Genomic DNA, 24850 nt, shown 5'->3' on the forward strand with positions numbered 1-24850 from the left:
TCGTTTTAAACCCCTAGTTTCCATCCTAAAGTACGCATCACATCTGAGAATACCCCAGCAGCAGTTACTTCTGTACCCGCTCCATAACCACGCAATACCAGTGGAATTGGCTGATAGTAACGGCTGTAGAAGGCCAATGCGTTCTCACCATCCTTGATCTTGAACATAGGATCATTTTCATCAACGGCAGCAATGCTAACACGACATTGGCCATCATTGATTTCTCCAACATAACGTAGCACTTTGCCATCTTCCGCAGCCTTGGCGGACAACTCTTGGAAGTACGCATCCGCCTCAGGCAATCGTTCCATGAACTCATCTACGCTGCCTGAATCATCAAAACCTGGTGGTAATGCTTGATCAACAATCACATCTTCCAGTTCTAAATTCATGCCGGCTTCACGTGCAAGAATTAGTAGCTTACGAGCGACATCCATACCAGACAGATCATCACGTGGATCTGGCTCGGTAAAGCCATTATCTTTAGCAATATTGGTTGCCTGACTTAGCGTCATACCTTCATCAAGCTTACCGAAGATGTAGGACAGCGAACCAGAAAGAATTCCGCTAAAGCGCTCAAGTTCATCCCCTGCGGAGATAAGATTTTGCAGGTTTTCGATCACTGGTAGGCCAGCGCCAACTGTTGTTTCATACATTAACTTGCGACGTGAACTACGGGCAATATCGCGCAGCTGATGGTAATAGGCCATGCTCGCCGTGTTGGCTTTTTTGTTTGGTGTGACAACGTGGAAGCCCGCTGCCAAGAAATCCGCATATTGGTTAGCGATAGATTCCGAAGAGGTACAATCCACCAGCACTGGGTTGATAATGTGGTTGCGCTGGACGAGAGAAATCAATCGCGCGAGGCTAAACTCTTCAGTTGCGTCGTTCATGCGGTCACGCCAGTGCTCTAAAGGCAGACCTTCACTATCGAGCAGTAGCCCCTTGCTATTCGCTAAACCACAGACTCTTAGAATGATGCCTTTTTCCGCCAGTTTCGCTTGCTGACGCTGAATTTGATCCACCAGCTCGCCACCAACGCCACCGACACCGACCACAAACACATCCAAAAAGTGTTTAGAGTTAAACAGGTTCTCATGACACGCTTTAATCGCTTCAGAAATCTTATCTTCAGGAATCACAGCTGAAATCGCACGTTCCGATGAACCTTGCGCGATAGCCACGATATTAACGTTCACTTCTGCCAAAGATGAGAAGAATTGAGAGGCGACGCCGCGAGAAGTGCGCATACCATCACCAACCAAAGTCACAATGGCGACATCATCCATAAACTCAACAGGCTCAAGCAGGCCGTCTTTGAGCTCCAACTCGAACGAGTCGCTGAGCGCTTGCTGAGCGATGGCTTTATCTTCCGCCTCAATACAGAAACTGATGCTGTACTCAGAAGAAGACTGAGTGATGAGTACAATAGAGACACCCGCTGAAGACATGGCACCAAATACGCGGCTCGCCATTCCGACCATGCCTTTCATTCCCGGACCTGAAACATTGACCATGGTCAGGTCACTTAGCGTGGTAATACCTTTAATGGAAAGTTTGTCTTCACCCGTGTCTTGGCCGATTAACGTGCCCGCACCTTGTGGGTTAAAGCTGTTTTTGATCAGACATGGGATATGGAATTGGGCAATCGGAGCGATAGTTTTAGGGTGAAGTACGGAAGCGCCAAAGTAAGACAGCTCCATCGCTTCCTGATAGCTAAGTGATTTCAGTAGACGTGCATCATCAACTAATCGTGGATCACAGTTGTAGACGCCATCAACGTCGGTCCAAATTTCACAGCAATCAGCGCGTAGACACGCTGCCAACACCGCTGCCGAGTAGTCAGAGCCGTTGCGACCTAGAGTGACGAGTTCGCCCTCTTCATTACCTGCAGTAAAGCCAGGCATGATATTGACGTGACCTTTAGGCAGCGGATTTTGACGGAAATTCTGAGTCGAAACCTCAACGTCAACCATCGCCTCCAAGTGTTCACCGTTCGCATAAAGGTATTTCACCGGGTCAATCAGGCTAGCTGGTTGACCTTTTGCTTCCAATACCGCTTTCATAAGCTGAATGGAAACACGTTCACCTTTACTAATGATACGAGCATTGACGTTATCTGGGCACATCCCCAACAGGTTAATACCGTGCACAAACTGACGCAGTTGAGTCAGAGAGGTTTTTACTTGGTTGTCATAGCCGGAACCATCAATGTTAGGCAAGACTTGTTTGATATCCTGATACAGATCGCGGAAAGAGTCTTCCAACTCAGCGATTTGCAGCTCGGCCTCGCCATTTTTCAACGCCCCATCAATCACGGCAACCAGTTTATTGGTTGTTTTACCTGGTGCTGAGAGAACAACAGCGACCTCTTCCTGCTGAGCATTATTAGCTATGATATCCGCTGCTCGTAAAAAACGATCAGCATCTGCTAATGATGAACCTCCAAACTTTAAAACACGCATCCCTTCCTCCAAATGTCTGTAAATTAGTTATAAAAAAAGGCCTGTATCTTGTGGGATACAGGCCTTTTTTTTGAATTTCTTTCGCTTAGCAGCCTGCCCCAACATGTGTGATGTCGGTAATAATAATGGTTGTGGTCATTACTAGGTGGCTGTGGTTTTGCATAGCTTAATTTTATTGCGATTGTGTGTTTGCTTACCCATACGTTTAACCTATTTGTTTAGCATGAGTCAACGAAAAGTTTTTATTTTTTGTTTACACTTCGGCCTAATTGGCTTCTGTGAGCCAGTTCAATAAGTTATCCCATCAGAAAACAAAATGAATCAGAATGCATATTGGTTAGATCCAGTTTTAGCTGAAAAAGATTCTCCCAGTACTTTTGTTTTATGCTTTAATTGATCTTGCAGTGGATAAATAACGACCAAGGAGTGGCAAATGAAAAAAACACTAAGCCTTTTGCTTACTCTTGTTGCGTGCTCGTCAGTGGCTACAGAGCTCCCTGCTTTACCATCACAGCAAAAAGTATCTCCACATAAACTATTCCTCTCCAGTGAGACCGATCAACACGATTTTGATACTTGGAAGATTGATGGCGGTTACTCTTATAACGTATTTGATAACATTGATTTGTATGTAGGAGCCCGTGTTAATCAAGGGAGTAATACCAACGAAAGTGGATTTTTAAGTGGTGTAAGCTACCAGATAACGCCAAGAGTCTCGGTAAAAAGTACTCTGCATTCTTACAACGAAGAAAACACGGCAGAAGGGACAGATAAAGTCATTGCCGCAGAAGTTTCAAGTCGCATGAGGTTGACTGAAAATCTCGATCTCCATGCCACTCTCGAACATCAAGAGTGGCAACAAGAGCTGGAAGTCGGTATCGGCTTTCGCTTCTAACTCCAGTCCAACAACTCAGTAGACGTTAACACACCATTCCAGTCGGCGTAGACGTAGTCGCCAGGCTGGATCATTTGGTTGTGTATCGTCAAGGTCACATTCGTATCACCCGCCCCACGCTTTTCCGTTTTAAATGGGCTGGTCCCGAGCGCCTTAACTCCCAGTTCGATTTCCGCCATTGCAGCCGCATCACGGATCGCACCATAAACAATCACGCCTTCCCAGTTGTTATCAATTGCTAGGATCGCCAATTGATCACCAAGCAAGGCTTTTTGGCAGGAACCATGCCCATCGACGATCAGCACTTTGCCTTTACCGTCCTGGCTTAAGGTTTCTCTCACTTTGGAGTTATCGTGATAGCAGCGCACCGTGACAATTTCTCCCCAGAACGCACTTTTGTTACCAAAAGTGTGTAAGGGCAAATCCAACGACGTTACTTTATCTTCATGTTTATCACATATATCCGGTGTTATATCTTTCATTTTTCCTCCATGAATATGGCTTTAATTTCTTATCTGCATCGATATTCCCACTCACCTAAACTGACTTTCGCTCCGTCAGCCAAACAGGAGAGTAAAAACAGCTCATTACCATCAACATAGTAAATGGCGTTCTGCTGATATTTACGCCCTAGCTCTAGTGCCTGTAACTCATCAATATCGACAGCGAAACTCTCTTCAGCCCAACCGAAACTTTCATCTCCCACTAGCACTTCAACAAAGTAAGTATGGCTAAATTCTTGAACTAAGTAGTGATTATTTCGCTGATTTTGTTGTTTGGACTGCCACTGACTGGCGGGGTTCCACGCCGTGATAATGGCAAACTGATGACAGCTCGGCGAACGAATGAATTTGAAGTAAGGGTCTGAATATTCTTGCCAAAGTTGTGCATCAACCATCATATAAACCACAGTTTTACATTTGTTTTAGACTATTAATATTTGTTACATTCGAACTCTTGATATAAATCAACAAAGTGCATGGAATTAACATTCTGACGTTGTTAGCATGCTGTTAACATTATAGAATCCGCCTCAAAGACTAATAGAACGTGTGAGGAAAAGGGACCTCAAGAAGCGAATTGGGACCAAGGAAGGCGGGCAACCAAAGAAACAATGTATTTTTACAGTCTTTGGTTTATTATCAACATCACATTACCTGTATGTTAGGTTTTTGCCTAGAATTTATTCTATTAGCACAATTTTTTCACAAGTTTAGGTACCGCCAATGCAAACCCCGCACATTCTTATTGTTGAAGATGAGCAAGTAACTCGTAACACTCTAAAGAGTATTTTTGAAGCAGAGGGATACGCTGTTTTCGAGGCCAGTGACGGTGAAGAGATGCACCAGGTGCTGTCTGACAACCAGGTAAATCTGGTTATTATGGACATCAACCTTCCAGGTAAAAATGGCCTTCTGCTTGCACGTGAACTGCGTGAGCAAGCAAATGTGGCATTAATGTTCCTGACTGGTCGTGACAACGAAGTCGACAAGATCCTTGGTCTTGAGATCGGTGCAGACGACTACATTACTAAGCCGTTCAACCCACGTGAACTCACTATCCGTGCTCGTAACCTGCTGAACCGCTCAATGAGCACCAGTGTAGTAACGGAAGAGAAACGTAGCGTTGAGAAATACGAATTCAACGGCTGGGTATTGGATATCAATAGCCGCTCACTGGTTAGCCCAAGTGGCGATGGCTACAAGCTACCACGTTCTGAGTTCCGTGCCCTGCTTCACTTCTGTGAAAATCCAGGCAAGATCCAGACACGTGCTGACCTGCTTAAGAAAATGACTGGTCGTGAGCTTAAGCCACATGACCGTACTGTCGATGTGACTATCCGTCGTATCCGTAAGCACTTTGAGTCAGTCTCTGGTACGCCAGAAATCATCGCGACTATTCACGGTGAAGGTTACCGATTCTGTGGTGATTTAGAAGAATAATCACCAGAATGAAGATAGAAAAATGGAGCCAATTGGCTCCATTTTTTATTTTTCACTATCGGCTGCGACTCAAATGGTAACAACTTATGAGCAAGCTGTGATTCAGGCAGAGCGTAATAACGCTCTACCTAATATGTCTTTAGCCTTTGCCGCCCTTGATGGCGTCAATGATCTCAGTCGTTGAGCAACCATTTTCAAAGTTGAGTACTTTAACTTCACCGCCATTGGCAATCACTTCTTTACCACCCGCAATCTCTTCAGGCTTGTAATCACCACCTTTCACAAGCATGTCTGGCAAGACTTCGGAAATCAGGCGTTGAGGCGTTTCTTCGCCAAATGGGACAACCCAATCTACCGCACCAAGGCCAGCCAGAACCGCCATACGGCGATCTGTCGGGTTAACTGGGCGACCAGGGCCTTTCAAGCGCTTAACAGATTCATCCGTGTTCACAGCAACAATCAGGCGGTCACCCAATTCAGCAGCATGGTTCAGGTAAGAAACGTGTCCAGCGTGCAGAATGTCGAAACAACCATTGGTCATCACCACCTTCTCGCCCTTCGACTGTGCGTTCTTCACCGCTTCAATCAGCGCCAGCTCAGTGATGACACCGAAATCAGTGTCTTGGCTGCCATGAACCGCTTCCGCCAGTTCAATGGTTGATACCGTTGATGTACCCAGTTTACCAACCACGACGCCTGCTGCTGCATTTGCCAATGCACAAGCTTCATCCAGCGGTTTACCCGCAGCAACGGACGCAGCAAGGACAGAAATCACGGTATCGCCTGCACCTGTCACGTCATACACCTCTTTAGCAAGAGTTGGCAGGTGGAATGGCTCCTGACCACGACGCAGTAATGTCATACCGTGTTCACTGCGCGTTACCAACAGTGCTTCAAAGTCGAATTCTTCAATCAGCGCTAAGCCTTTCTCGACCAGTTCTTCTTCAGACTTTACCTTACCCACAACCAGCTCAAATTCTGCCATGTTTGGAGTCAGTAATGTCGCACCGCGGTAGCGTTCAAAGTCCGCGCCTTTAGGGTCAATAAACACAGGAACCTTGGCTGCGCGTGCTTTCTGAATGAATTGCTGAACGTGCTCCAATGCTCCTTTCGCATAATCAGACAGAACAACCGATTTCACTTTTGGTAGAGCCTGTTCCATACGATCTAAAATCAGCTCGGCATCGGTATTTTCAAATTTGTCTTCGAAATCTAGGCGGATCAGCTGCTGACCACGGCTCAAAACGCGAAGTTTAGTAATGGTTGGATAGTTTGGCAGAGCAACAAAGTCACACTTTACTTTCAGTGCAGACAGCGTCTCATTGAGCACTTTGGCTGGCTCATCAATCCCAGTTAAACCTACGATATGCGCATGGCCGCCCAAAGAAGCAATGTTCATTGCTACGTTAGCTGCACCGCCTGGACGCTCTTCGTTATTTTCTACTTTTACTACAGGAACTGGGGCTTCTGGGGAGATGCGTCCAGTCGGGCCATACCAGTAACGATCAAGCATGACGTCACCGATGATCAATACACCAGAATCACTATAGTTCGGTAGGATTGGTTTCATTATGGGTCTCCAGATTCTAATTCGGGCAAGAGTTTAACACAGGGGATAAGGACCCTAAACCTATTCTAGCCACTCATGCCAAAGCGCTTTAACCAGCTCTCGCTCTTTGGTCAGTTTTTCTTCAGCCACATCCGCATCAAGATTGAGTAAATTGCGATGATGAATTTGATCGCGCATCGTTGTGTATGCCTGAGTCAATGCCATCGCAGGGGCTTCATCCAGAATGCCTTGTGCCATCATGGATTCAAAGATTCGGACGTTATCACTCCATCGAGTCAGCTTAGGCTTTTCATGACTAAATCTTAAGACCAGATACTGCGCAAGAAATTCCACATCGGTAATACCACCAGGGTCTTGTTTGAGCATAAAACGGCCTGACTTTTTCCCACCAAGGTGTTCACGCATTTTCACCCGCATCTCAGCCACATCCGTTTTGAGCTTTGATTCCTCTCGCGCCAAACTCAAAATATCATGCCTTGTTTGAGAAAATGCCTGTTGTAGAGGTTGATCGCCGTAGATCATCCGAGCCCTCACTAACGCTTGGTGTTCCCATGTCCAGGCTTCATTGTGCTGGTATTCATCAAAGGCATCTGCCGGACTCACTAGCAAGCCCGAAGCCCCTGAAGGGCGTAAGCGAGTATCCGCCTCGTACAAGATGCCTGATGCCGTTCTCGTTGAGAATATATGGATGATGCGCTGTGCCAAACGTAAGTAAAACTGGCGGCCATCAATCTCTTTTTTGCCGTCGGTATAAGCATGAACTGGGCAGTCATGCATAAAGACGATATCCAGATCTGAGTTGTACCCCAGCTCCCAGCCGCCCACTTTGCCGTAACCAATCACAGCAAAGCCTCGGCCCTCTCTGTCTTTTAGGTGCGTCGGCTCGCCATATTTCTCCGCCATTTGCAGCCACGCTTGATTCACCACAGACTCAACAATCGCTTCAGCGAGGTAAGTTAGGTGGTCACTAACTTTCATGACAGGCAGAACCCCTGCAATGTCTGCAGCAGCGATACGCAAAATGCAGATCTGCTTGAACTGACGCAGTGCTTCCATCTGTTGCTCCATATCGTCTTCTGGGATACGAGCGAGGAAATCACGCAGTTCAGTGCGGTAGCTTTCCAATGGCACGGGGTTGTACAACTGCTGAGGATCAATCAGCTCATCAAGCAGAATTGGATAACGCCCAAGTTGCTCTGAAATCATTGGACTGGCCGTGCAAAGGCGAACCAGTTGTGTCAGTGCCGCTGGGTGCTCATCCAGCAATTCCAGATAAGTTGTTCGGGTCACAATCTTATGTAGTAAATGCAGGACGCGAGGTAAACCAAATTTGGCATCCTGATGAGAATATATAGCCGCGAATATCTTCGGCATTAAGCGGTTGAGCACTTCCCGGCCTCTTGGGCCCAGCGTTTTCTTGGCTAAGTCTTTCTTAAACTGAATGATGGTCGACGCCATCTCAGCGGCCTCAGTAGTGCCAATGTCCTGTTCTAGAACCGCTTCAATTACGTCGGGCTTTTCCGCCATGTCCCATAGTTCATGGAAGTGCTTGGCGACTTCTGAACACTCTTCTTCCTCATCGCCGATAAGATTATTGAATACTTGATGGACGTTGTGCATATGTTGACGCACTTGTTCGATTAACGAGGTCCAATCTGGATACCCCATTGCAACAGCGAGTTGCAATTGTTCATTCTCACATTCAGGCAGTGTTTGCGTTTGCTTGTCGGCCATTGCCTGCAACAGGTTCTCTAACCGGCGCAGGAATTTATACGACATCTTAAGGTTATTAACCTCTTCACTGGTCAACTGCTCCAACTCTTCAATCGCGTCGAGGGTCATCAACAACCCGCGTTGGCGCAGATTCGGCTCACGGCCACCACGAATCAACTGGAATACCTGTGCGATAAACTCAATTTCACGAATGCCACCCGCGCCTAGCTTAATGTTGTTGCTTAAACCACGTCGACGCACTTCGCTACTAATCATCGACTTCATACGCCTCAGGGACTGAATAGCACTGAAGTCTATGTAGCGACGGAACACAAACGGGCGCAGCATCTGACGCAGCTCTTGATACTGCGGGTACATTTCACGCCCCATCACTCGCGCTTTAATCATCGCGTAGCGCTCCCAGTCACGCCCCTGCTCCTGATAGTAATCTTCGAGAGCTGCGTAGCTCATCACCAATGGACCGCTGTCACCAAATGGACGTAAGCGCATGTCAACGCGATAGCAGAAACCATCAAAGGTCTGCTGGTCGAGCGCTTTGATGATGCGTTGCCCTAGACGAGTGAAAAACTGAGCATTGGCAATGCTACGACGAGCACCTTGAGTCTCACCGTTCTCTGGATAAGTGAAGATAAGATCTATATCCGAAGAGAAGTTCAGCTCACCACCACCCAGTTTGCCCATGCCAATAACCAGCATAGGCTGCGCCTCGCCTGCATCATTGCATGGCGTGCCCCACAGCTCACAACACGCTTTGTACTGCCACTGATAGGTTTCGAAAATCATTGCTTCTGCCAACTGAGACAGATGCTCTAGGCTTTGCTCAAGCTTCCAATTACCTATGAAGTCACGCCATGCAATGTATGTCATCTCTCGATTACGAAACTGTCTGAGTACTCGGTGACCCTGCATTTCATCGCTACATCCGGCCAATAATTCTGCCAGACGCTGTCGATATGTTTCGTGTCGAGACTCTGCCTCCAACATCTCTGGCAAGTGTTGATGCAAATACTCATCTTGCTGCACGGTATCGACAATAAACTGACTCAATCCGGCCACATAACTGAGCTCCTCACGGTAAGAGTCAGGCCACTCTTGAATAGCCTGATGTTGCAGTAAGGACTCCAGAGCAACCTGGGAAACAGAAGCAAGACTAGTGGGCAATTGCATGGTTCTTCCTTGGGTCGATAAATTCGTTGATAGGGATTTTATACCAATAAAAAACGCCCACTAACAATGAGTGGGCGCTTATTCGTACTATTCTGGCGATCAGACTTTAAAGGATGTGATCTTGGCATCCAGAGCTTCAGCATTTTTCTGCATGATTTCCGAGGTTTCGAGCAATTCAGATACCACAGTCACCGATGCTTCCACCAGCTCACGTACGTTCGTCAAATTCTGATTCATCTCTTCTGCGACGCTGCTTTGCTGACCCGCTGCCGTCGCAATCTGGAAGTTCATGTCGTTGATTTGATTAACCTGAGCAACAATCCCGTCCAGCTCGCTCCCAGCATTAGTAACCAAATCAACTCCCTCAGCTGCCTCAACAACACTCTTCTCCATCAATTCCACTGCAGAGCTCGCACTGGATTGCAGCTGAGTGATCATTTCCTGAATTTCGACCGTCGCTCCTTGAGTACGCTGCGCAAGGTTTCTCACTTCATCAGCCACGACGGCAAAGCCTCGACCGGCTTCGCCCGCTCGTGCTGCTTCGATAGCCGCATTAAGTGCCAGTAAGTTGGTCTGCTCGGAAATACCCTGAATCGTACCAACCACACTGCCAATCGATTCGACGCTCTCTTCAACCTGATTGACGGCTTGTGCAGAGGCGGAAATGTCTTTCGATAAATCACTGATTTTCTGCACTGTTCCCTGTACAAAGCGCTGACCGCTTTCCGCCTGACCAGACGCGTTCTCCGTTAGCGAGGAGGCATTTTGTGCGTGATCAGCAACAGTCTGTACTGTGGACGACATTTCACTCATCGCCGTGGCCAGTTGATCAATCTCGTTAAACTCTTCTTGTGCTGATTCTTTGGTTTCTGACATGCTCATAGTCATGACTTCAGTCAGCCCTGCAAGCTCTTGTGATGCGTCAATTTGCAGCTTGATCATTTCCTGCAGTTGCATCCGTGTCTTTTCCAGCTCGCGTGCCACATCGCCGTATTCGTCTTTACAGTCCATCTCAATCGGTACCGATAGATTGCGGTCCGCCATTAACTTGATAGAGTCACTAAGATACTGTGTCTGGCGCAGCATGATACGTGCGGCAAACAAGAGTAAAACGACAAATACCACGATCATGGCTGCCGTCTGCCAAGCCACCTGTACCATATAAGCTTCGTAGTGCTCCTGAGCAACCTGAGCGTTTTGAGTAGCGGCGAGAAGAGAGTCATAGAAGGTGCTCGCATCCCATAATTGCTTGCCGATGATCAGAATGGTACTGAACACCATCAACATCACCATCTTGGGAACCAGACGAATATCCGTGATCACTCGCTCCCATGGCTTAAATGCCATTTTGGTCATTGTTAGTTCTCCGCTAAGTCTTATATATTGTTTTTATTCCTGATAACCGTCAGGACACTGTTAACTACCGCTCGTTACCATCATCCAGATAGCGAATATGTATTTATTTTGAGCCTCGTATGAATAGAAATGATATCAAATCTGATACAAAACCAATGAGCTTACTGTCACTAATCCTGTCTTTCATGGCGTTATTTGTGATCTCTGGCCTGCTGTTTTTTCCTCTAAGCAGCCAAACGCGTCAGGTTCTTATCGGCTTAGACTTTATTATCTGTAGCGTCTTTCTCCTTCAACTGAGCATAGATTTGATCCGCGCAACAGATCGTGTGCAATTTATGAAACGGCATTGGATAGACTTCATAGCCAGTATCCCTATGATTGAGCTGTTGCGCTTTGCGCGCCTGTTCCACATCTTGCGCGTAATTTTGGTCATCCGCTCAAGTAAGTTCCTCATCAAGCAATTGCTGGTAAATCGCCGAGAAACGACCCTCGCATCGATTCTGTTATTGATGGTGGTCTTGCTGACTATTGGTTCGAGTATGATGCTGTTTGTTGAGGGCAAATCACCGGATGCTAATATTCAAACTGGCGGCGATGCGATGTGGTGGGCGTTGGTAACCATCTCAACGGTGGGCTATGGGGATCACTTTCCTGTCACGGACGCTGGTAAAATCTTAGCCTCTGGCTTAATCATTTGTGGCGTTGGCATTTTCGGTATGATTTCAGGTTTGATCACTTCGCTGATCACCTCACCGACAGAAGTTCAAGCGAAACGTTCGGAAAACAAAGAGCGACTATTGTTAGAGCTGGTACAAAAGCAAGATGAAATTTTGCGCCGTCTCGACCGATTAGAGCAGCAGGAAGAAAAAAAACGGGAGCCGTAAAGCTCCCGTTTCACACATCACTATTACCGACTTAGTCTTGCCAGTAAGGCTCAGCTTCAATACAGATAATCCGAGTCTGCTCCATGGCATGAAGAATGGAGCTCTCTTGGCGAGACAACCAGCGCTGAAGCTGTTCTTGCTCATCACCTTCCAGCTTATCGACCATATTGTCCAACGTGCGGAGTTTAAGTAGATCATCGATGCCGTGGAGTAAATCGCTCCATGGTAGGCGGAAACTGTTGCGCTCTTCAAAATCGAACAAACTCGCGAAGCTCACCCCCGTATAAAGGTTACGCATCAGGCGATATTGTTGATCAATATAGTCCTGACTGTTCAGCGCACGCTCTGGCGGAAAGGCTTCCATTAACTCAGCCCAAGTGCGATCCAACTGCTTCACAGAAAAAGGTTCAACCGTTAGTGCCATCTTGTCGCGCGCTTTGTCATCAAGAAATGGCTGCCAGCCCCGGGTCAGGATCCAACGACTGAGGTCAAGCAAAAGACCCGTGTATCTGGCGGAATTGAGTAACGTCAGCATCTCTTCACGATCAGGCAAGGCTTCCTGAACCAATTTCAGCTCACCGACCAGAAACTTACGCGCATCGAGCTTACGCAAAGCATGGCCTTTATCGTCGAGTAACGCTTCTAAATAGTCATAGTCATTTAACCACTCCAGCTCTTGCTCAAGCCACTTGAGTTCCTGACGTACTAATGCACTAGCACGACGAGGGACCACGCCTCCGTATACCGTCAGCAGTTGACGAATAAAACTGATAGAGCTTTTAATTTCATTCAAAGCTTCTACCGATTCACGCTCAACATAAATTTGCTCGTGGTAATGCCAGTGTGACAAACCATGCTCCAAAGAATTGATAAAGCAAGACTCAACCGTGTCGTGTTTGTCCGTACTGACTAAAGCCAGCGGTTTGACGTCATCGCCAGTGTAACCACTTGCTAAACGATAACCTTTAGCCGCCTTGCTGAGATTACCAAGGCGCATGCCCCCTTCTTCAGAGAAGCTACGTGCGAGCGTAAATAGAGCGTCAGTTTGGCCTGATTTCAACTCCAGTTCCACTTCACAAATAGGGTCTTCTTTATCGCCTGCTTCTACTTTGCCTTGATCGAAAGCGACTTCGATTTGGCTGCCGTCTGGCATGGCGATCAACCATTGCTCACGAGTGAAGTTGGTCGAGAAAAGCGGGGTAAGTTCGGATTGCAGCGTTTCAGTGTCTTTGCCAGTCGGCCAGATATCTGATGGGTGAAGAGAAAGAAGCGGATCATTGCTGTCATGCTCGGCGTTGAATTCAGGTCGTTGGTGTAAACCTGCCACCACACGTCCGGACGTCTTGACCGTCTGGACATACACATCGTCAAAACGGCGGATTCTTAAGCCAATGTCATGCTGACGTAACCAATTGTCGGGAGTATCAAAGTAGGTATTTCCTAGCTCACGACAACTGTGCTGAAGTACTTTGGTCTGGGAGATTTTATCTCGTAAAGTATTTGAAAAATCAGGAGAAACAAAAAACTTCAGTTCTATCTCGGTTTCCATAGTTATACCTTTTAAAGCAGATACAAACAGGATATTGCCAATTTTCGTACTGGGCAAGAAAGAAATATCGCAGCAATGATGATCTAAAACAGTTTTAATGATGGATTTAATGCGTTAACATGCGCGCCTTTATAGCCATCGTTCAACATTTCACCACGAATGGTGTATGTTATTTTTAGGTTATATTAATTAGGTTGAATGACCATGCCAGTAAATACAATTATGGGGTTATTTGCAAAGTCCCCTATTAAGCCTTTGCAGCGCCACGTAGTGTGTGTCAACGAATGTTGTTCTCACCTAGTGAATTTCTTTGAAGTCAGTTCAAAGGGTGACTGGGAAAAAGCATCAGAAATTCGTGCACAGATTTCTCACCTAGAGAAAGAAGCTGACGTACTTAAGCGCGAAATTCGCCTTAAACTTCCTCGCGGTTTGTTTATGCCAGTAGATCGTAGCGACATGCTTGAACTACTGACTCAGCAAGACAAACTGGCAAACCTAGCAAAAGATATTGCTGGCCGCGTATACGGTCGTCAATTGACTTTCCCAGAGCCTCTCCAAGAAAACTTCATTGCGTATGTTAAACGTTGTCTCGATGCAGCGAATCAGGCGCAAAAAGTCATCAATGAGCTCGATGAGTTATTGGAAACTGGATTTAAAGGCCGCGAAGTGACACTTGTGGCTGAAATGATCCATCAACTGGATGTGATTGAGGACGATACTGACGCGATGCAGATTCAACTTCGCCAACAACTGATGGCGGTTGAAAACGATCTGAATCCGATCGATGTAATGTTCCTTTATAAGATTCTTGAATGGGTAGGTGGCATAGCTGATCAGGCGCAACGTGTTGGTGCGCGTCTAGAGCTAATGTTGTCTCGCTCATAAACAAATAAGTTAACCAAATAACGAAGAGCATCTTAATAGCACTCCCCTGATAGGCGTTAAATAATGAGACGCCGAAGGGGTTTTGTCGTGCCTAATTTGCTCCGCTTGTTATCAACAACTAGGTATTACGATGGATATCCTTGCGAACTACGGCACTGTCCTGATTATTATTGCAGCAGTTTTTGGCTTTATGATGGCTATCGGTATTGGCGCGAATGACGTGGCCAATGCGATGGGTACATCGGTAGGCTCTAAAGCGCTAACCGTAAAACAAGCGATCATTATCGCGATGATCTTTGAATTTGCGGGGGCATACCTTGCAGGCGGTGAAGTAACCGACACTATCCGTAAAGGCGTAATCGAAACGTCACTCTTTGCTAGCCAGCCGGACGTTCTTGTCTTCGGTATGATGTCAGCCCTTCTTGCGGCAGGTACATGGCTTCTTCTTGCTTCTTATATGGGTTGGCCTGTATCAACTACTCACTCGATCATTGGTGCCATCATCGGCTTTGCCTGTGTGTCTGTGGGTACCGAAGCGGTCGATTGGGGCTCAGTTCAAGGCATCGTAGGTAGCTGGATCATTACTCCAGTCATCTCAGGTTTCTTTGCGTACGTGATTTTCGTCAGCGCCCAGCGCTTAATCTTTGATACCGAGAAACCACTCTTCAACGCTAAACGTTTCGTCCCAGTCTACATGTTCATCACTACCATGGTGATTGCGCTGGTAACGATCAAAAAAGGCCTTAAGCACGTTGGTCTGCACCTTTCTGACGGCGAAGCATGGATGTGGGCAGCTGCGGTATCTGCACTGGTTATGGCGGGCGGTTACTTCTACATTCAGAAGAAATTCTCAAGCCGCGAAGATGATCACGGTTTCGCTGGCGTAGAAGGTATCTTCAGCGTACTTATGGTTATCACAGCATGTGCAATGGCATTCGCTCACGGTTCAAACGACGTTGCTAACGCGATTGGCCCTCTGTCTGCAGTTGTATCTACCATTGAACACATGGGCGAAATCACAACTAAGAGCACCATCGCTTGGTGGATTCTACCTCTTGGCGGTTTCGGTATCGTTGTTGGTCTGGCGACGCTCGGTCACAAAGTAATGGCAACTGTTGGTACAGGCATCACTGAACTGACACCAAGCCGCGGTTTCGCAGCTCAGCTAGCAACAGCGTGTACTGTTGTTCTGGCATCAGGTACTGGTCTTCCTATCTCGACCACACAAACACTGGTTGGTGCGGTATTAGGTGTTGGTTTTGCTCGCGGTATCGCAGCATTGAACCTAGGTGTTGTACGTAACATCGTTGCATCTTGGATTGTGACCCTGCCAGCAGGTGCACTACTTGCGGTTGTGTTCTTCTACGCAATTCAGGCAATGTTCATCTGATGAGCAAGTCAATGATGTGTTAACACACTGTCATTATTGACTCAAATCCACAGAAAGGGAGGCTCAGCCTCCCTTCTTTGTTGCAGTGACTGGGGAAACTACTTACTATTTGGCACTAGCAAGTTATAGACAAAAGACTGTTAAAGGATTTACCGTGAAAAAACTGGTTTGCTTCGTTCTAGCATCACTGCTCGCTGTTCCAGCAGCAATGGCTCAAGACCGATACATTTCTGATAAGCTATTTACCTACATGCACTCTGGTCCTAGCAACCAATTCCGCATTATTGGCAGTGTCGATGCCGGTGACAAAGTGAAGCAACTTTCGACCAACCGAGATACTGGCTACACCCAGATTGAAGACGCCAAAGGTCGCAAGGGCTGGGTAGAAAGCCGTTTCGTCACAAGACAAGAAAGCATGGCGCTTCGTCTTCCTAAACTAGAGAAAGAACTGGCAGATGTTAAAGGAAAGCTTGCCAATGCTCGCTCTAACGCTGACCAAGAAAAAGCAGGTTTAGCGGATTCACTAGAAAACCGTAATCGCCAGATTGCCGACCTTGAGAAGAGCTACGGTGAAATCAGTCAACAACTGACAGCCTCACAAGAAGAAGTCCGTAATCTACGTGCTAAGCTGGATACGCAGAAAGATGACCTACTACTGAAGTACTTTATGTACGGTGGTGGTGTAGCGGGTATTGGATTACTATTTGGCCTGCTCTTGCCACACATTATTCCACGCAAAAAACGCTCTCCATCTGGCTGGGCTTAAATACAGAACATCAAAAAAGGTCGCCTTGGCGACCTTTTTTATTATCCTTTCCAGTCATATAAAGCTGGCACTTCAATCACCGAGCCTTTAAATGAAATCGCACTGCGTTGCGGTTCAATGTGCTGCAACTGAATGTCATTGCTAATCCAGTCACCTTCGCGATATTCGGTCCCATTGACTTTCACCCAACGTTTGTCTGGGTTGCTTGAGTAAACGTGTGTCTGGAAATTCAGCGGTGGCAGCTTTCCTTGCCACTGGCGACTGTGTATCGCTAGATCGGACGCCTCACTGTCATCATATTTCGGCTCTGGGTTTGCACTCGATTCCAGTGCAGATTCAACCCGCATAGCCAGTTCAGGTGATAAGCCAGATAAATCTAAACCATCCAATAGTGTACTGTTTTGTGACTGAGCAGGCGGCTGAACGCGCGGCAGAACAGGTTCTTGAGGTTGAACCACTGGTGGTTGAGTTTCTTCGCTTGCCACTTCTATATGACCAGTGTCAGCCTTAGCATATTCGTAAGTTTCACGAAGCTCGCTAAATGATGGGTAAGGCAAAGTCTGATACGCAAACGGGACTTCTAGCACTTGAGGTTTCGCTTGATGGCTCGCCTGCCATTGCCCTCGTTGCTCGAGGTAACTCTGATATGTACTTAGAGCTCCCGTCACCAACGCAGGGGCAACAATAACCGTAGCTAACAACCAGCCTGATACCGTCCGTCGAGGTCGCACATCATTGACTGATTGGTAATGATTCACGCCGTTAAATGTCTGATGGTTTTGCTCAGAGTGGTCTAATGCCTGCAGTACTTTTGACATTATGCTTTCTCCTCTGAGGCAGTTAACGAAGGGGCATGCTCTTGAGATAACTTTTCAAGACGCTGCAAGGTTCTTCGTCCGGCAATGCCATCCACATGGAGTCCCTGCCATTGCTGGAAAAGCTCAACCTTACGCATCAGTTCCTGATCATAGACATCGGACTCCCTTTCCGGCTCACCCAGAACTTTAGACAAACGATCATCCAATTCAGCGATCGCATGTCCTGACATATTAGGTTTCAAAGTCTGATGCCAGTAACCTTGCCAGATCTGGTGATATTGCCCCTGCCATAATTCCTTGAGCTTGGAGATAGGCAGTTCAATTCGCTCCGTTCCTAACAAGAGCTGAGCAGAATTCTGTGTGAGCTTATATAGCACAGCATAACTTTGCAGGCCGTCTTTGCTGAGAGACAAAAGCACGGGAACATTAGCTTGTCTGAGCGTATTCAGCGTGCCGCGTGATTGAGTACAACGGAACGCACTTTGGTCACTTTGCTGGCAAAGACGCTCAGCCACAGACGCATTCAGCCCCCACACATGATAAAGCTCAGCAATACCCTGCTGGAAATCCGTTGCACGAGCAAGAGTGGATTGTAATTCAGCAGGAAAAACTTCCTTTTCTATCGCTTCCACATTTGACGCTGGGTACGCTTCACTTAGGTGCGCTTCAATCGACGCACTGAAAAGCATTGGAGCTAACCAATAACTACCGACAGCCAGTACAGCTCCTACGGCAGCGGCAATACCAAGTGGAGAACGCTGTGGTAATGAAGGCACTGGTTGAGCGGGCTGATGATACGAGGTTTGAAAACTCATCACCTCTTCACAAGCCGCTTCAACACTAGAATGGCTCGGTACCGCTTCTCCGATGCTGTAAGCTCGTTTTAAAGCTGCATCACAAATCAGATTAATCAGGCGTGGAATACCCAACGACTGCAGAGCAATATGCTTGAGCGACTTAGCTGAGAACAAACTCGCTTCGCCACCCGCCAGTTCAAGACGATACTGAATATAACTGGCGGTTTCTTTGCTATCCAATGGCAACAGGTGGTATCGCCCCGTAATACGCTGCGCTAGCTGGCGCAATTGAGGCATCTGCAATTTCTGTTGTAACTCTGGTTGGCCAACAAGTAGCACTTTGAGTAGCTTCTGGTTGTCCGTTTCAAGATTAGTCAATAAGCGCAACTGCTCTAGCACTTCAGCGGACAAATGCTGTGCTTCGTCGATGACCAGCAAAGTCTGAATACCATTCGCATATGTACTGAGCAGAAATTCATGAATCTTCTGATTCAGTTGTTTGAGCGTTGCGCCAGATTGATACTCAATCGAAAATTCATCGCAGATTGCTTCAAGCAACTCTATGCTTGAAAAGGTAGGGTTGAGGATTAGACCAGGCTGAGTATCCGTACCGAGTGATTTCAGCAATGCGCGTGCAACGGTTGTCTTCCCGGTACCAACTTCACCAGACAACATCGCAAAGCCCCCACCCTCGCCAAGGCCTGCTTGTAAGCGAAACAGCGCTTCTTTGTGCCTTTGGCTTTGGAACAGGAAACGAGAATTCGGCACAATCGAAAACGGCAGCTCTGTGAATCCAAAATGTTGTTTATACATACTTCTCGTCTCTGGGAATTTACCGATAAGAAAAGTACCATTGCTGGCATGAATAGCCAATTCTAAAATCCGAATTTAAGAGAGACATCTGTGCAAATATTTCTGGTTGGTGGTGCAGTCCGCGATAAACTGCTGAAAATCGACGTTTACGACCAAGACTGGGTCGTGGTTGGCGCATCGCCTCAGGTATTACTGGACCAGGGGTTTGTTGCTGTTGGAAAGGACTTCCCTGTGTTTCTACACCCTAAAACCAAGCAAGAGCATGCCCTAGCAAGAACCGAACGCAAAACTGGCTCAGGCTACAAAGGCTTTGATTGTTATTTTGCTCCTGATGTCACCCTTGAAGAGGACCTGATTCGCCGAGACCTGACTATCAATGCAATGGCAGAAAATGAGCAAGGTCGGATTATCGACCCTTACGGCGGCCAAAAAGATCTCAATGATCGCGTTCTTCGCCACGTTTCAGATGCTTTTACAGAAGATCCTCTTCGCGTACTTAGAGTCGCGCGCTTCGCGGCGAAATTGCATCACCTTGGTTTTGCCATCGCCCCAGAAACTCAACAGCTAATGGCTCAGATTGTCGAGTCTGGAGAGCTAACTCATTTAACGGCTGAACGTGTGTGGCAGGAATGGCACAAATCGCTATCAACCCAAGATCCACAGATTTTTCTATCGGTCCTGCGTGACTGCGGTGCCCTCAAAGTGATACTTCCTGAACTGGATCGCCTGTTTGGTGTACCTCAACCAGAAAAGTGGCACCCGGAAATCGATACAGGTATTCACAACCTTTTAGTGGCGAAACAGGCTGCCCTACTCAGCCCCTCTCACAGAGTACGCTTTGCCGCGCAGATGCACGATTTAGGCAAAGGAGTGACACCAAAAGATGAGTGGCCGAGCCATAAGAAGCACTGTCACACGGGCCTTAGCATAATCAAGAAACTGTGTGAGCGAGTTCGTATTCCGAATGAATATCGCGATCTTGCCTTAATGGTGTGTGAACAACACTCTAATATCCACCGAGCAGCAGAGCTTAGAGCCGATACCATTATCAAAATCCTCAATGGCTTTGATGCATGGCGAAAACCTGAACGTTTAGAGGAGATCTTGTTATCTTGCATGGCTGACAGCCGCGGTCGTACTGGCTTCGAAGATATTGAGTACCCTCAAAAAGGTATTTTTGAGCAGGCATACCAAGCAGCACTGGCGGTTAACGTTCAAGACATCATACAAGATGGATTCAAAGGCGCTGCGATCCGAGAAGAAATGGAGAAACGCCGAATCGAAGCCGTTCGGGCAACAAAAGTTTAAGCATTGCACTCAAAGAGAAGTAGATCATGTAAAACTGAGCATTAGTACCTTCGGACTTATCACGGCCTGATCTCTTCCCTAAAAACAAAAACGCCTCCGAAACCGGAGGCGTTTTTAAAGCTTTAAGCTAATAATTCACGCTATGAATTACTGACCTTTAACTTCTTTTAGACCGTTGTAAGGAGCTTTAGAACCTAGAGCTTCTTCGATATGGATTAGCTGGTTGATTTCTTTTAGGTATGGCTGCAACACGCTCAGAACGGCTCATTGCCCATAGAGTTCTAAAAGTTCTTAGAGCCTTAAACGCAAAATGCCCCACTAAAAAGTGAGGCATTCATTAAAGCTTTAAGCTAATAATTCAAACTATGAATTACTGGCCTTTAACTTCTTTAAGACCGTTGTAAGGAGCTTTAGCACCTAGAGCTTCTTCGATACGGATTAGCTGGTTGTACTTAGCAACACGGTCAGAACGGCTCATAGAACCAGTCTTGATTTGACCTGCAGCTGTACCTACCGCTAGGTCAGCGATAGTTGCATCTTCAGTTTCGCCAGAACGGTGAGAGATTACTGCTGTGTAACCTGCGTCTTTAGCCATCTTGATTGCAGCTAGAGTCTCAGTTAGAGAACCGATTTGGTTGAACTTGATTAGGATAGAGTTAGCTACGCCTTTTTCGATACCTTCAGCAAGGATCTTAGTGTTAGTAACGAATAGGTCGTCACCAACTAGTTGAAGCTTGCTACCTAGTAGTTCAGTTTGGTGCTTGAAGCCATCCCAGTCAGACTCGTCTAGACCGTCTTCAATAGAAACGATTGGGAATTGGTTAGCTAGCTCAGCTAGGTAGTGGTTGAACTCTTCAGAAGAGAAAGTCTTACCTTCGCCTTTCATGTTGTAGATGCCAGCTTCTTTGTCGAAGAACTCAGATGCAGCACAGTCCATAGCTAGAGTAACGTCTTTACCTAGTTCGTAACCAGCAGCAGCAACAGCTTCTGCGATAACTTCTAGAGCTTCAGCGTTAGACTTAAGGTTAGGAGCGAAACCACCTTCGTCACCAACTGCAGTGCTGTAGCCTTTAGACTTAAGAACTTTAGCTAGGTTGTGGAATACTTCCGCACCGATACGTAGACCTTCTTTAAGAGTCTTAGCACCAACTGGTTGGATCATGAACTCTTGGATGTCAACGTTGTTGTCTGCGTGCTCACCACCGTTGATGATGTTCATCATTGGTAGAGGCATAGAGAACTGACCAGCAGTACCGTTTAGCTCAGCGATGTGCTCATATAGAGGCATGCCTTTAGCCGCAGCAGCAGCTTTAGCGTTAGCTAGAGAAACAGCTAGGATTGCGTTAGCACCGAACTTAGATTTGTTCTCAGTACCGTCTAGCTCGATCATTACTGCGTCGATTGCAGCTTGGTCTTTAGCGTCTTTACCAACTAGAGCTTCAGCGATTTCACCGTTTACCGCTTCAACAGCTTTAAGAACACCTTTACCTAGGAAACGAGCTTTGTCGCCGTCACGTAGCTCAAGAGCTTCACGTGAACCAGTTGATGCGCCAGATGGAGCAGCAGCCATACCTACGAAACCGCCTTCTAGGTGTACTTCAGCTTCTACAGTTGGGTTACCACGTGAGTCGATGATTTCACGACCTAGAACTTTAACGATCTTAGACATTAATGTTTCCTCTCGTTCAAATATAAATGTCAAATTTAAAAGGCAGCAGCACAACCATCGCCACTGCCCGTATCCTTTTTACTTCTCTAATTCGCCGCGTTGGAATTCACCAGCCGCTTTTACGAACCCTGCGAATAGTGGGTGACCATCGCGAGGTGTCGAAGTGAACTCTGGGTGGAACTGAGCCGCTACAAACCATGGGTGAGCTGGATTCTCAATCACTTCCACAAGTTTCTTATCTGCTGACAGGCCTGACACTTTTAGGCCCGCTTTTTCAATTTTTGGACGCAGATTGTTGTTCACTTCGTAACGGTGGCGGTGACGTTCATGAATCGTCGCGCTACCGTAGAGTTCACGAGCTTTAGTCCCTTTCTCTAGGTGACATAGCTGCGAACCAAGACGCATCGTACCGCCTAGGTCAGACTTTTCGGTACGTTCTTCAACTTTACCTTCGCCGTCTACCCACTCTGTGATCAAACCTACCACAGGGTACTTCGTCTCTTTGTTAAATTCTGTTGAATGTGCACCTTCCATACCCGCAACGTTACGCGCGTATTCAATCAGTGCCACTTGCATACCCAGACAAATACCTAGGTAAGGAAGCTTGTTTTCACGAGCGTATTGCGCAGCACGGATTTTGCCTTCCACCCCACGATCACCGAAACCACCAGGTACCAAGATAGCATCTAGACCTTCCAGCGCTTCTTCACCTTTGGTTTCTACGTCTTGTGAGTCAACGTACTTAATCTTAACGCTCAAACGGTTCTTCAGACCTGCGTGTTTCAGCGCTTCGTTGACTGACTTGTAAGCATCCGGCAGTTCGATGTACTTACCGACCATACCAATGGTCACTTCTGCCGTTGGGTTTGCTTCTTCATAGATAACCTGTTCCCACTCAGTCAGATCAGCTTCAGGAGCAGAAATACCGAAACGAGAACAAACTAGGTCGTCAAGACCTTGAGATTTGATCAATTGAGGGATCTTGTAGATTGAATCTACGTCCTTCATAGAGATAACCGCTTTTTCTTGCACGTTACAGAAAAGAGCGATCTTCTTACGCTCGTTCGCTGGGATCATGCGATCAGAGCGACAAACAAGAATATCTGGTTGGATACCGATAGACAGCAGCTCTTTAACTGAGTGCTGGGTCGGCTTAGTTTTCACTTCACCTGCTGCGGCAAGGTAAGGAACCAGTGTCAGGTGCATGAACATAGCACGCTCACGACCTAGCTCTACAGCTAGCTGACGAATTGCTTCCATAAATGGTAGTGATTCGATATCACCCACTGTACCGCCGACTTCAACGATAGCAACGTCATGGCCTTCAGAACCTGCGATTACGCGGTCTTTGATGGCGTTAGTGATATGAGGGATAACCTGAATCGTTGCACCTAGGTAATCACCGCGACGTTCTTTGCGTAGAACGTCTGCGTAAACACGACCGGCAGTGAAGTTGTTGCGCTTAGTCATCTTGGTGCGAATGAAACGCTCGTAGTGACCAAGGTCTAGGTCAGTTTCTGCGCCATCTTCCGTAACGAACACTTCACCATGCTGAGTTGGGCTCATTGTGCCCGGGTCAACGTTGATGTAAGGGTCAAGCTTCATCATAGTCACTTTAAGACCACGAGCTTCAAGAATAGCGGCAAGAGATGCTGCTGCAATACCTTTACCTAGAGAGGATACAACCCCGCCAGTAACAAAAATGTAATTTGTCGTCATGTTTAACCTGAAATTGGTTGAATGAGGGAAATGGATTTCTTCTGGACGGGAGATAAATATACCAGAAGACCCTTATCGCCACAACGTGAAATCTATCACACTGTAATTTTTTATTTTTTGCTTCAAATCAAATTCGAGCGGCTCGATACACTGGGTTTATTGTTGCGACTCTCGCCGCTTCACCTCATCCCACATGCTATCAAGTTGCTGTAAATCGAAGTCCGTCAACTGCTTACTTTGCTCAGCCACCATCTTCTCAACACCTTTAAATCGACGAGAGAATTTGAGATTTGCTTTGCTTAATGCCGATTCAGGATTTTGTCCAAGATGACGGCTTAAGTTGACGACCGCAAACAACAAATCCCCAAGCTCAAGCTCTACTTTTTCATCATCGGGGGCAACTTGCAGCGCCTCATCCATGACTTCATCGACCTCTTCGCGCACCTTGCCCACAACCGGACCGAGCGAGTCCCAATCAAAACCAAATTTAGCGCACTTTTTCTGAATTTTGGTCGCTCGTGAAAGGGCCGGGAGCGAACTCGGTATTGAGTCTAGGATACTTTGCTCTTTTTTGCCGACTTCAGCTTTTTCTTTGGCTTTTTCAGCTTCCCAGTTGGCGTTTATTTCTTCGTCCGATTCAAATTCAACATCAGAAAAAACATGGGGGTGACGGCGAGTCAGCTTCTCATTCACTGTGTCAACAACATCTGAGAATTCAAACAGCCCCTGCTCTTTCGCCAGTTGGCTGTAAAAAATCACCTGAAACAACAAGTCCCCGAGCTCTTCCTGCAAGTTCGGCCAATCACGGTTATGAATTGCATCCACCACTTCGTACGTTTCCTCAATGGTGTGAGGAACAATTGTGTCAAAGCTTTGTTTTAGGTCCCAAGGGCAACCATTCTCAGGGTCACGAAGCTGCGACATTATCGCTTCTAGTCGTTCAATCGGGTGATTCATAATCTTTGTTCCTTTAAACCTATCTATCTAAAGAAAAAGGTGAGCGGTACAACCACTCACCTTTGTTATATGTTTATCAATTCTCTAGATAATTGAAGCTGTAGCTAGGCGGCAAGCGAGCGAGACTCCTGAGCATAGCTTGTCTATGTGATGGAGCGAGTAAGC

19 protein-coding genes and 1 other annotated feature are annotated in these 24850 nt (G+C 46.9%); of the genes, 7 read left to right on the forward strand and 12 right to left on the reverse strand.

Annotation, left to right across the window (positions count from 1 at the left end; genetic code table 11):
• Positions 1 to 5: 5 nt before the first annotated feature.
• Complete coding sequence (thrA, locus tag QMA41_RS21270) at positions 6 to 2465, reverse strand: bifunctional aspartate kinase/homoserine dehydrogenase I (RefSeq protein WP_043006885.1); 2460 nt, start codon at positions 2463 to 2465, stop codon at positions 6 to 8.
• Positions 2466 to 2495: 30 nt separating this feature from the next.
• Positions 2496 to 2615 (reverse strand) — a sequence feature (Thr leader region).
• Positions 2616 to 2898: 283 nt separating this feature from the next.
• On the opposite strand from thrA, the gene QMA41_RS21275 reads away from it, so the two are divergent.
• On the forward strand, positions 2899 to 3360 hold the full coding sequence (locus tag QMA41_RS21275; RefSeq protein ID WP_281630556.1) for a hypothetical protein: 462 nt from the start codon (positions 2899 to 2901) through the stop codon (positions 3358 to 3360).
• On the opposite strand, the gene QMA41_RS21280 is transcribed toward QMA41_RS21275, so the two are convergent.
• Positions 3357 to 3842 carry a putative 4-hydroxy-4-methyl-2-oxoglutarate aldolase gene (locus tag QMA41_RS21280; protein WP_172857748.1) on the reverse strand — a complete coding sequence of 162 codons (486 nt, stop codon included), beginning with the start codon at positions 3840 to 3842 and terminating at the stop codon, positions 3357 to 3359. The genes QMA41_RS21275 and QMA41_RS21280 overlap by 4 nt on opposite strands.
• Before the next feature lie 29 nt (positions 3843 to 3871).
• Positions 3872 to 4261, reverse strand: coding sequence for a DUF3293 domain-containing protein (locus QMA41_RS21285; RefSeq protein WP_019278036.1), 390 nt, complete (start codon positions 4259 to 4261; stop codon positions 3872 to 3874).
• A 325-nt stretch (positions 4262 to 4586) separates the two neighbouring features.
• On the opposite strand from QMA41_RS21285, the gene arcA reads away from it, so the two are divergent.
• The gene (gene arcA / locus QMA41_RS21290) at positions 4587 to 5303 is read left to right on the forward strand and encodes a two-component system response regulator ArcA (protein ID WP_006957769.1); all 717 of its coding nucleotides are present in this window, start codon (positions 4587 to 4589) and stop codon (positions 5301 to 5303) included.
• 139 nt (positions 5304 to 5442) lie between these two features.
• On the opposite strand, the gene hldE is transcribed toward arcA, so the two are convergent.
• The 3 genes from hldE to QMA41_RS21305 form a co-directional block, all read right to left on the reverse strand.
• Entirely contained in the window at positions 5443 to 6873 is a 1431-nt protein-coding gene (gene hldE / locus QMA41_RS21295; protein ID WP_281630557.1) for a bifunctional D-glycero-beta-D-manno-heptose-7-phosphate kinase/D-glycero-beta-D-manno-heptose 1-phosphate adenylyltransferase HldE, read from the reverse strand.
• A gap of 60 nt (positions 6874 to 6933) precedes the next feature.
• Positions 6934 to 9774, reverse strand: a complete 2841-nt coding sequence (gene glnE, locus QMA41_RS21300) for a bifunctional [glutamate--ammonia ligase]-adenylyl-L-tyrosine phosphorylase/[glutamate--ammonia-ligase] adenylyltransferase (RefSeq protein ID WP_281630558.1) — start codon at positions 9772 to 9774, stop codon at positions 6934 to 6936.
• Between the two features lie 99 nt (positions 9775 to 9873).
• On the reverse strand, positions 9874 to 11130 hold the full coding sequence (locus QMA41_RS21305) for a methyl-accepting chemotaxis protein (protein WP_006957773.1): 1257 nt from the start codon (positions 11128 to 11130) through the stop codon (positions 9874 to 9876).
• A gap of 119 nt (positions 11131 to 11249) precedes the next feature.
• Between QMA41_RS21305 and QMA41_RS21310 the strand changes: the two genes are divergently transcribed.
• On the forward strand, positions 11250 to 12014 hold the full coding sequence (locus tag QMA41_RS21310; RefSeq protein ID WP_281630559.1) for a potassium channel family protein: 765 nt from the start codon (positions 11250 to 11252) through the stop codon (positions 12012 to 12014).
• A 31-nt stretch (positions 12015 to 12045) separates the two neighbouring features.
• On the opposite strand, the gene QMA41_RS21315 is transcribed toward QMA41_RS21310, so the two are convergent.
• Entirely contained in the window at positions 12046 to 13563 is a 1518-nt protein-coding gene (locus QMA41_RS21315; RefSeq protein WP_038513498.1) for an inorganic triphosphatase, read from the reverse strand.
• Positions 13564 to 13767: 204 nt separating this feature from the next.
• On the opposite strand from QMA41_RS21315, the gene QMA41_RS21320 reads away from it, so the two are divergent.
• The 3 genes from QMA41_RS21320 (at position 13768) to QMA41_RS21330 (ending at position 16604) form a co-directional block, all read left to right on the forward strand.
• Positions 13768 to 14448, forward strand: coding sequence for a TIGR00153 family protein (locus QMA41_RS21320; RefSeq protein ID WP_038163663.1), 681 nt, complete (start codon positions 13768 to 13770; stop codon positions 14446 to 14448).
• Between the two features lie 130 nt (positions 14449 to 14578).
• Positions 14579 to 15838, forward strand: a complete 1260-nt coding sequence (locus tag QMA41_RS21325; RefSeq protein ID WP_006957777.1) for an inorganic phosphate transporter — start codon at positions 14579 to 14581, stop codon at positions 15836 to 15838.
• 154 nt (positions 15839 to 15992) lie between these two features.
• Positions 15993 to 16604: a TIGR04211 family SH3 domain-containing protein gene (locus QMA41_RS21330; protein ID WP_281630560.1), complete on the forward strand. Its 612-nt coding sequence runs from the start codon at positions 15993 to 15995 to the stop codon at positions 16602 to 16604.
• 41 nt (positions 16605 to 16645) lie between these two features.
• Here QMA41_RS21330 and QMA41_RS21335 read toward each other — a convergent pair whose 3' ends face one another.
• Together QMA41_RS21335 and QMA41_RS21340 are read right to left on the reverse strand one after the other, a co-directional pair.
• A complete protein-coding gene (locus QMA41_RS21335) occupies positions 16646 to 17422 on the reverse strand; it encodes a general secretion pathway protein GspB (protein ID WP_006957779.1) in 777 nt (258 codons plus the stop codon).
• A complete protein-coding gene (locus tag QMA41_RS21340; RefSeq protein WP_064489017.1) occupies positions 17422 to 19032 on the reverse strand; it encodes an ExeA family protein in 1611 nt (536 codons plus the stop codon). The genes QMA41_RS21335 and QMA41_RS21340 overlap by 1 nt, the downstream gene beginning before the upstream one ends.
• 90 nt (positions 19033 to 19122) lie before the next feature.
• Here QMA41_RS21340 and QMA41_RS21345 point away from each other — a divergent pair, with 90 nt between their 5' ends.
• Positions 19123 to 20340: a multifunctional CCA addition/repair protein gene (locus QMA41_RS21345; RefSeq protein WP_281630561.1), complete on the forward strand. Its 1218-nt coding sequence runs from the start codon at positions 19123 to 19125 to the stop codon at positions 20338 to 20340.
• A 370-nt stretch (positions 20341 to 20710) separates the two neighbouring features.
• Here the strand turns inward: QMA41_RS21345 and eno are convergent, their stop codons facing one another.
• The 3 genes from eno to mazG all read right to left on the reverse strand — a co-directional run bounded on the left by eno (position 20711) and on the right by mazG (position 24685).
• Positions 20711 to 22009 carry a phosphopyruvate hydratase gene (eno, locus tag QMA41_RS21350; protein WP_082313390.1) on the reverse strand — a complete coding sequence of 433 codons (1299 nt, stop codon included), beginning with the start codon at positions 22007 to 22009 and terminating at the stop codon, positions 20711 to 20713.
• Between the two features lie 78 nt (positions 22010 to 22087).
• Positions 22088 to 23728 carry a CTP synthase gene (locus QMA41_RS21355; RefSeq protein ID WP_006957783.1) on the reverse strand — a complete coding sequence of 547 codons (1641 nt, stop codon included), beginning with the start codon at positions 23726 to 23728 and terminating at the stop codon, positions 22088 to 22090.
• A gap of 156 nt (positions 23729 to 23884) precedes the next feature.
• On the reverse strand, positions 23885 to 24685 hold the full coding sequence (gene mazG / locus QMA41_RS21360; protein ID WP_021458604.1) for a nucleoside triphosphate pyrophosphohydrolase: 801 nt from the start codon (positions 24683 to 24685) through the stop codon (positions 23885 to 23887).
• Between the last annotated feature and the right edge of the window lie 165 nt (positions 24686 to 24850).

Origin of the sequence: Vibrio sp. St2 (genome assembly GCF_947311885.1) — a bacterium.
Classification (GTDB): domain Bacteria; phylum Pseudomonadota; class Gammaproteobacteria; order Enterobacterales; family Vibrionaceae; genus Vibrio; species Vibrio coralliilyticus.

Bases quoted from the DNA above. Each gene is read 5' to 3' on its own strand.
- thrA (WP_043006885.1), bottom strand. From the start codon at position 2,465: ATGCGTGTTTTAAAGTTTGGAGGTTCATCATTAGCAGATGCTGATCGT.
- QMA41_RS21275 (WP_281630556.1), top strand. From the start codon at position 2,899: ATGAAAAAAACACTAAGCCTTTTGCTTACTCTTGTTGCGTGCTCGTCA.
- QMA41_RS21280 (WP_172857748.1), bottom strand. From the start codon at position 3,842: ATGAAAGATATAACACCGGATATATGTGATAAACATGAAGATAAAGTA.
- QMA41_RS21285 (WP_019278036.1), bottom strand. From the start codon at position 4,261: ATGATGGTTGATGCACAACTTTGGCAAGAATATTCAGACCCTTACTTC.
- arcA (WP_006957769.1), top strand. From the start codon at position 4,587: ATGCAAACCCCGCACATTCTTATTGTTGAAGATGAGCAAGTAACTCGT.
- hldE (WP_281630557.1), bottom strand. From the start codon at position 6,873: ATGAAACCAATCCTACCGAACTATAGTGATTCTGGTGTATTGATCATC.
- glnE (WP_281630558.1), bottom strand. From the start codon at position 9,774: ATGCAATTGCCCACTAGTCTTGCTTCTGTTTCCCAGGTTGCTCTGGAG.
- QMA41_RS21305 (WP_006957773.1), bottom strand. From the start codon at position 11,130: ATGACCAAAATGGCATTTAAGCCATGGGAGCGAGTGATCACGGATATT.
- QMA41_RS21310 (WP_281630559.1), top strand. From the start codon at position 11,250: ATGAATAGAAATGATATCAAATCTGATACAAAACCAATGAGCTTACTG.
- QMA41_RS21315 (WP_038513498.1), bottom strand. From the start codon at position 13,563: ATGGAAACCGAGATAGAACTGAAGTTTTTTGTTTCTCCTGATTTTTCA.
- QMA41_RS21320 (WP_038163663.1), top strand. From the start codon at position 13,768: ATGCCAGTAAATACAATTATGGGGTTATTTGCAAAGTCCCCTATTAAG.
- QMA41_RS21325 (WP_006957777.1), top strand. From the start codon at position 14,579: ATGGATATCCTTGCGAACTACGGCACTGTCCTGATTATTATTGCAGCA.
- QMA41_RS21335 (WP_006957779.1), bottom strand. From the start codon at position 17,422: ATGTCAAAAGTACTGCAGGCATTAGACCACTCTGAGCAAAACCATCAG.
- QMA41_RS21340 (WP_064489017.1), bottom strand. From the start codon at position 19,032: ATGTATAAACAACATTTTGGATTCACAGAGCTGCCGTTTTCGATTGTG.
- eno (WP_082313390.1), bottom strand. From the start codon at position 22,009: ATGTCTAAGATCGTTAAAGTTCTAGGTCGTGAAATCATCGACTCACGT.
- QMA41_RS21355 (WP_006957783.1), bottom strand. From the start codon at position 23,728: ATGACGACAAATTACATTTTTGTTACTGGCGGGGTTGTATCCTCTCTA.
- mazG (WP_021458604.1), bottom strand. From the start codon at position 24,685: ATGAATCACCCGATTGAACGACTAGAAGCGATAATGTCGCAGCTTCGT.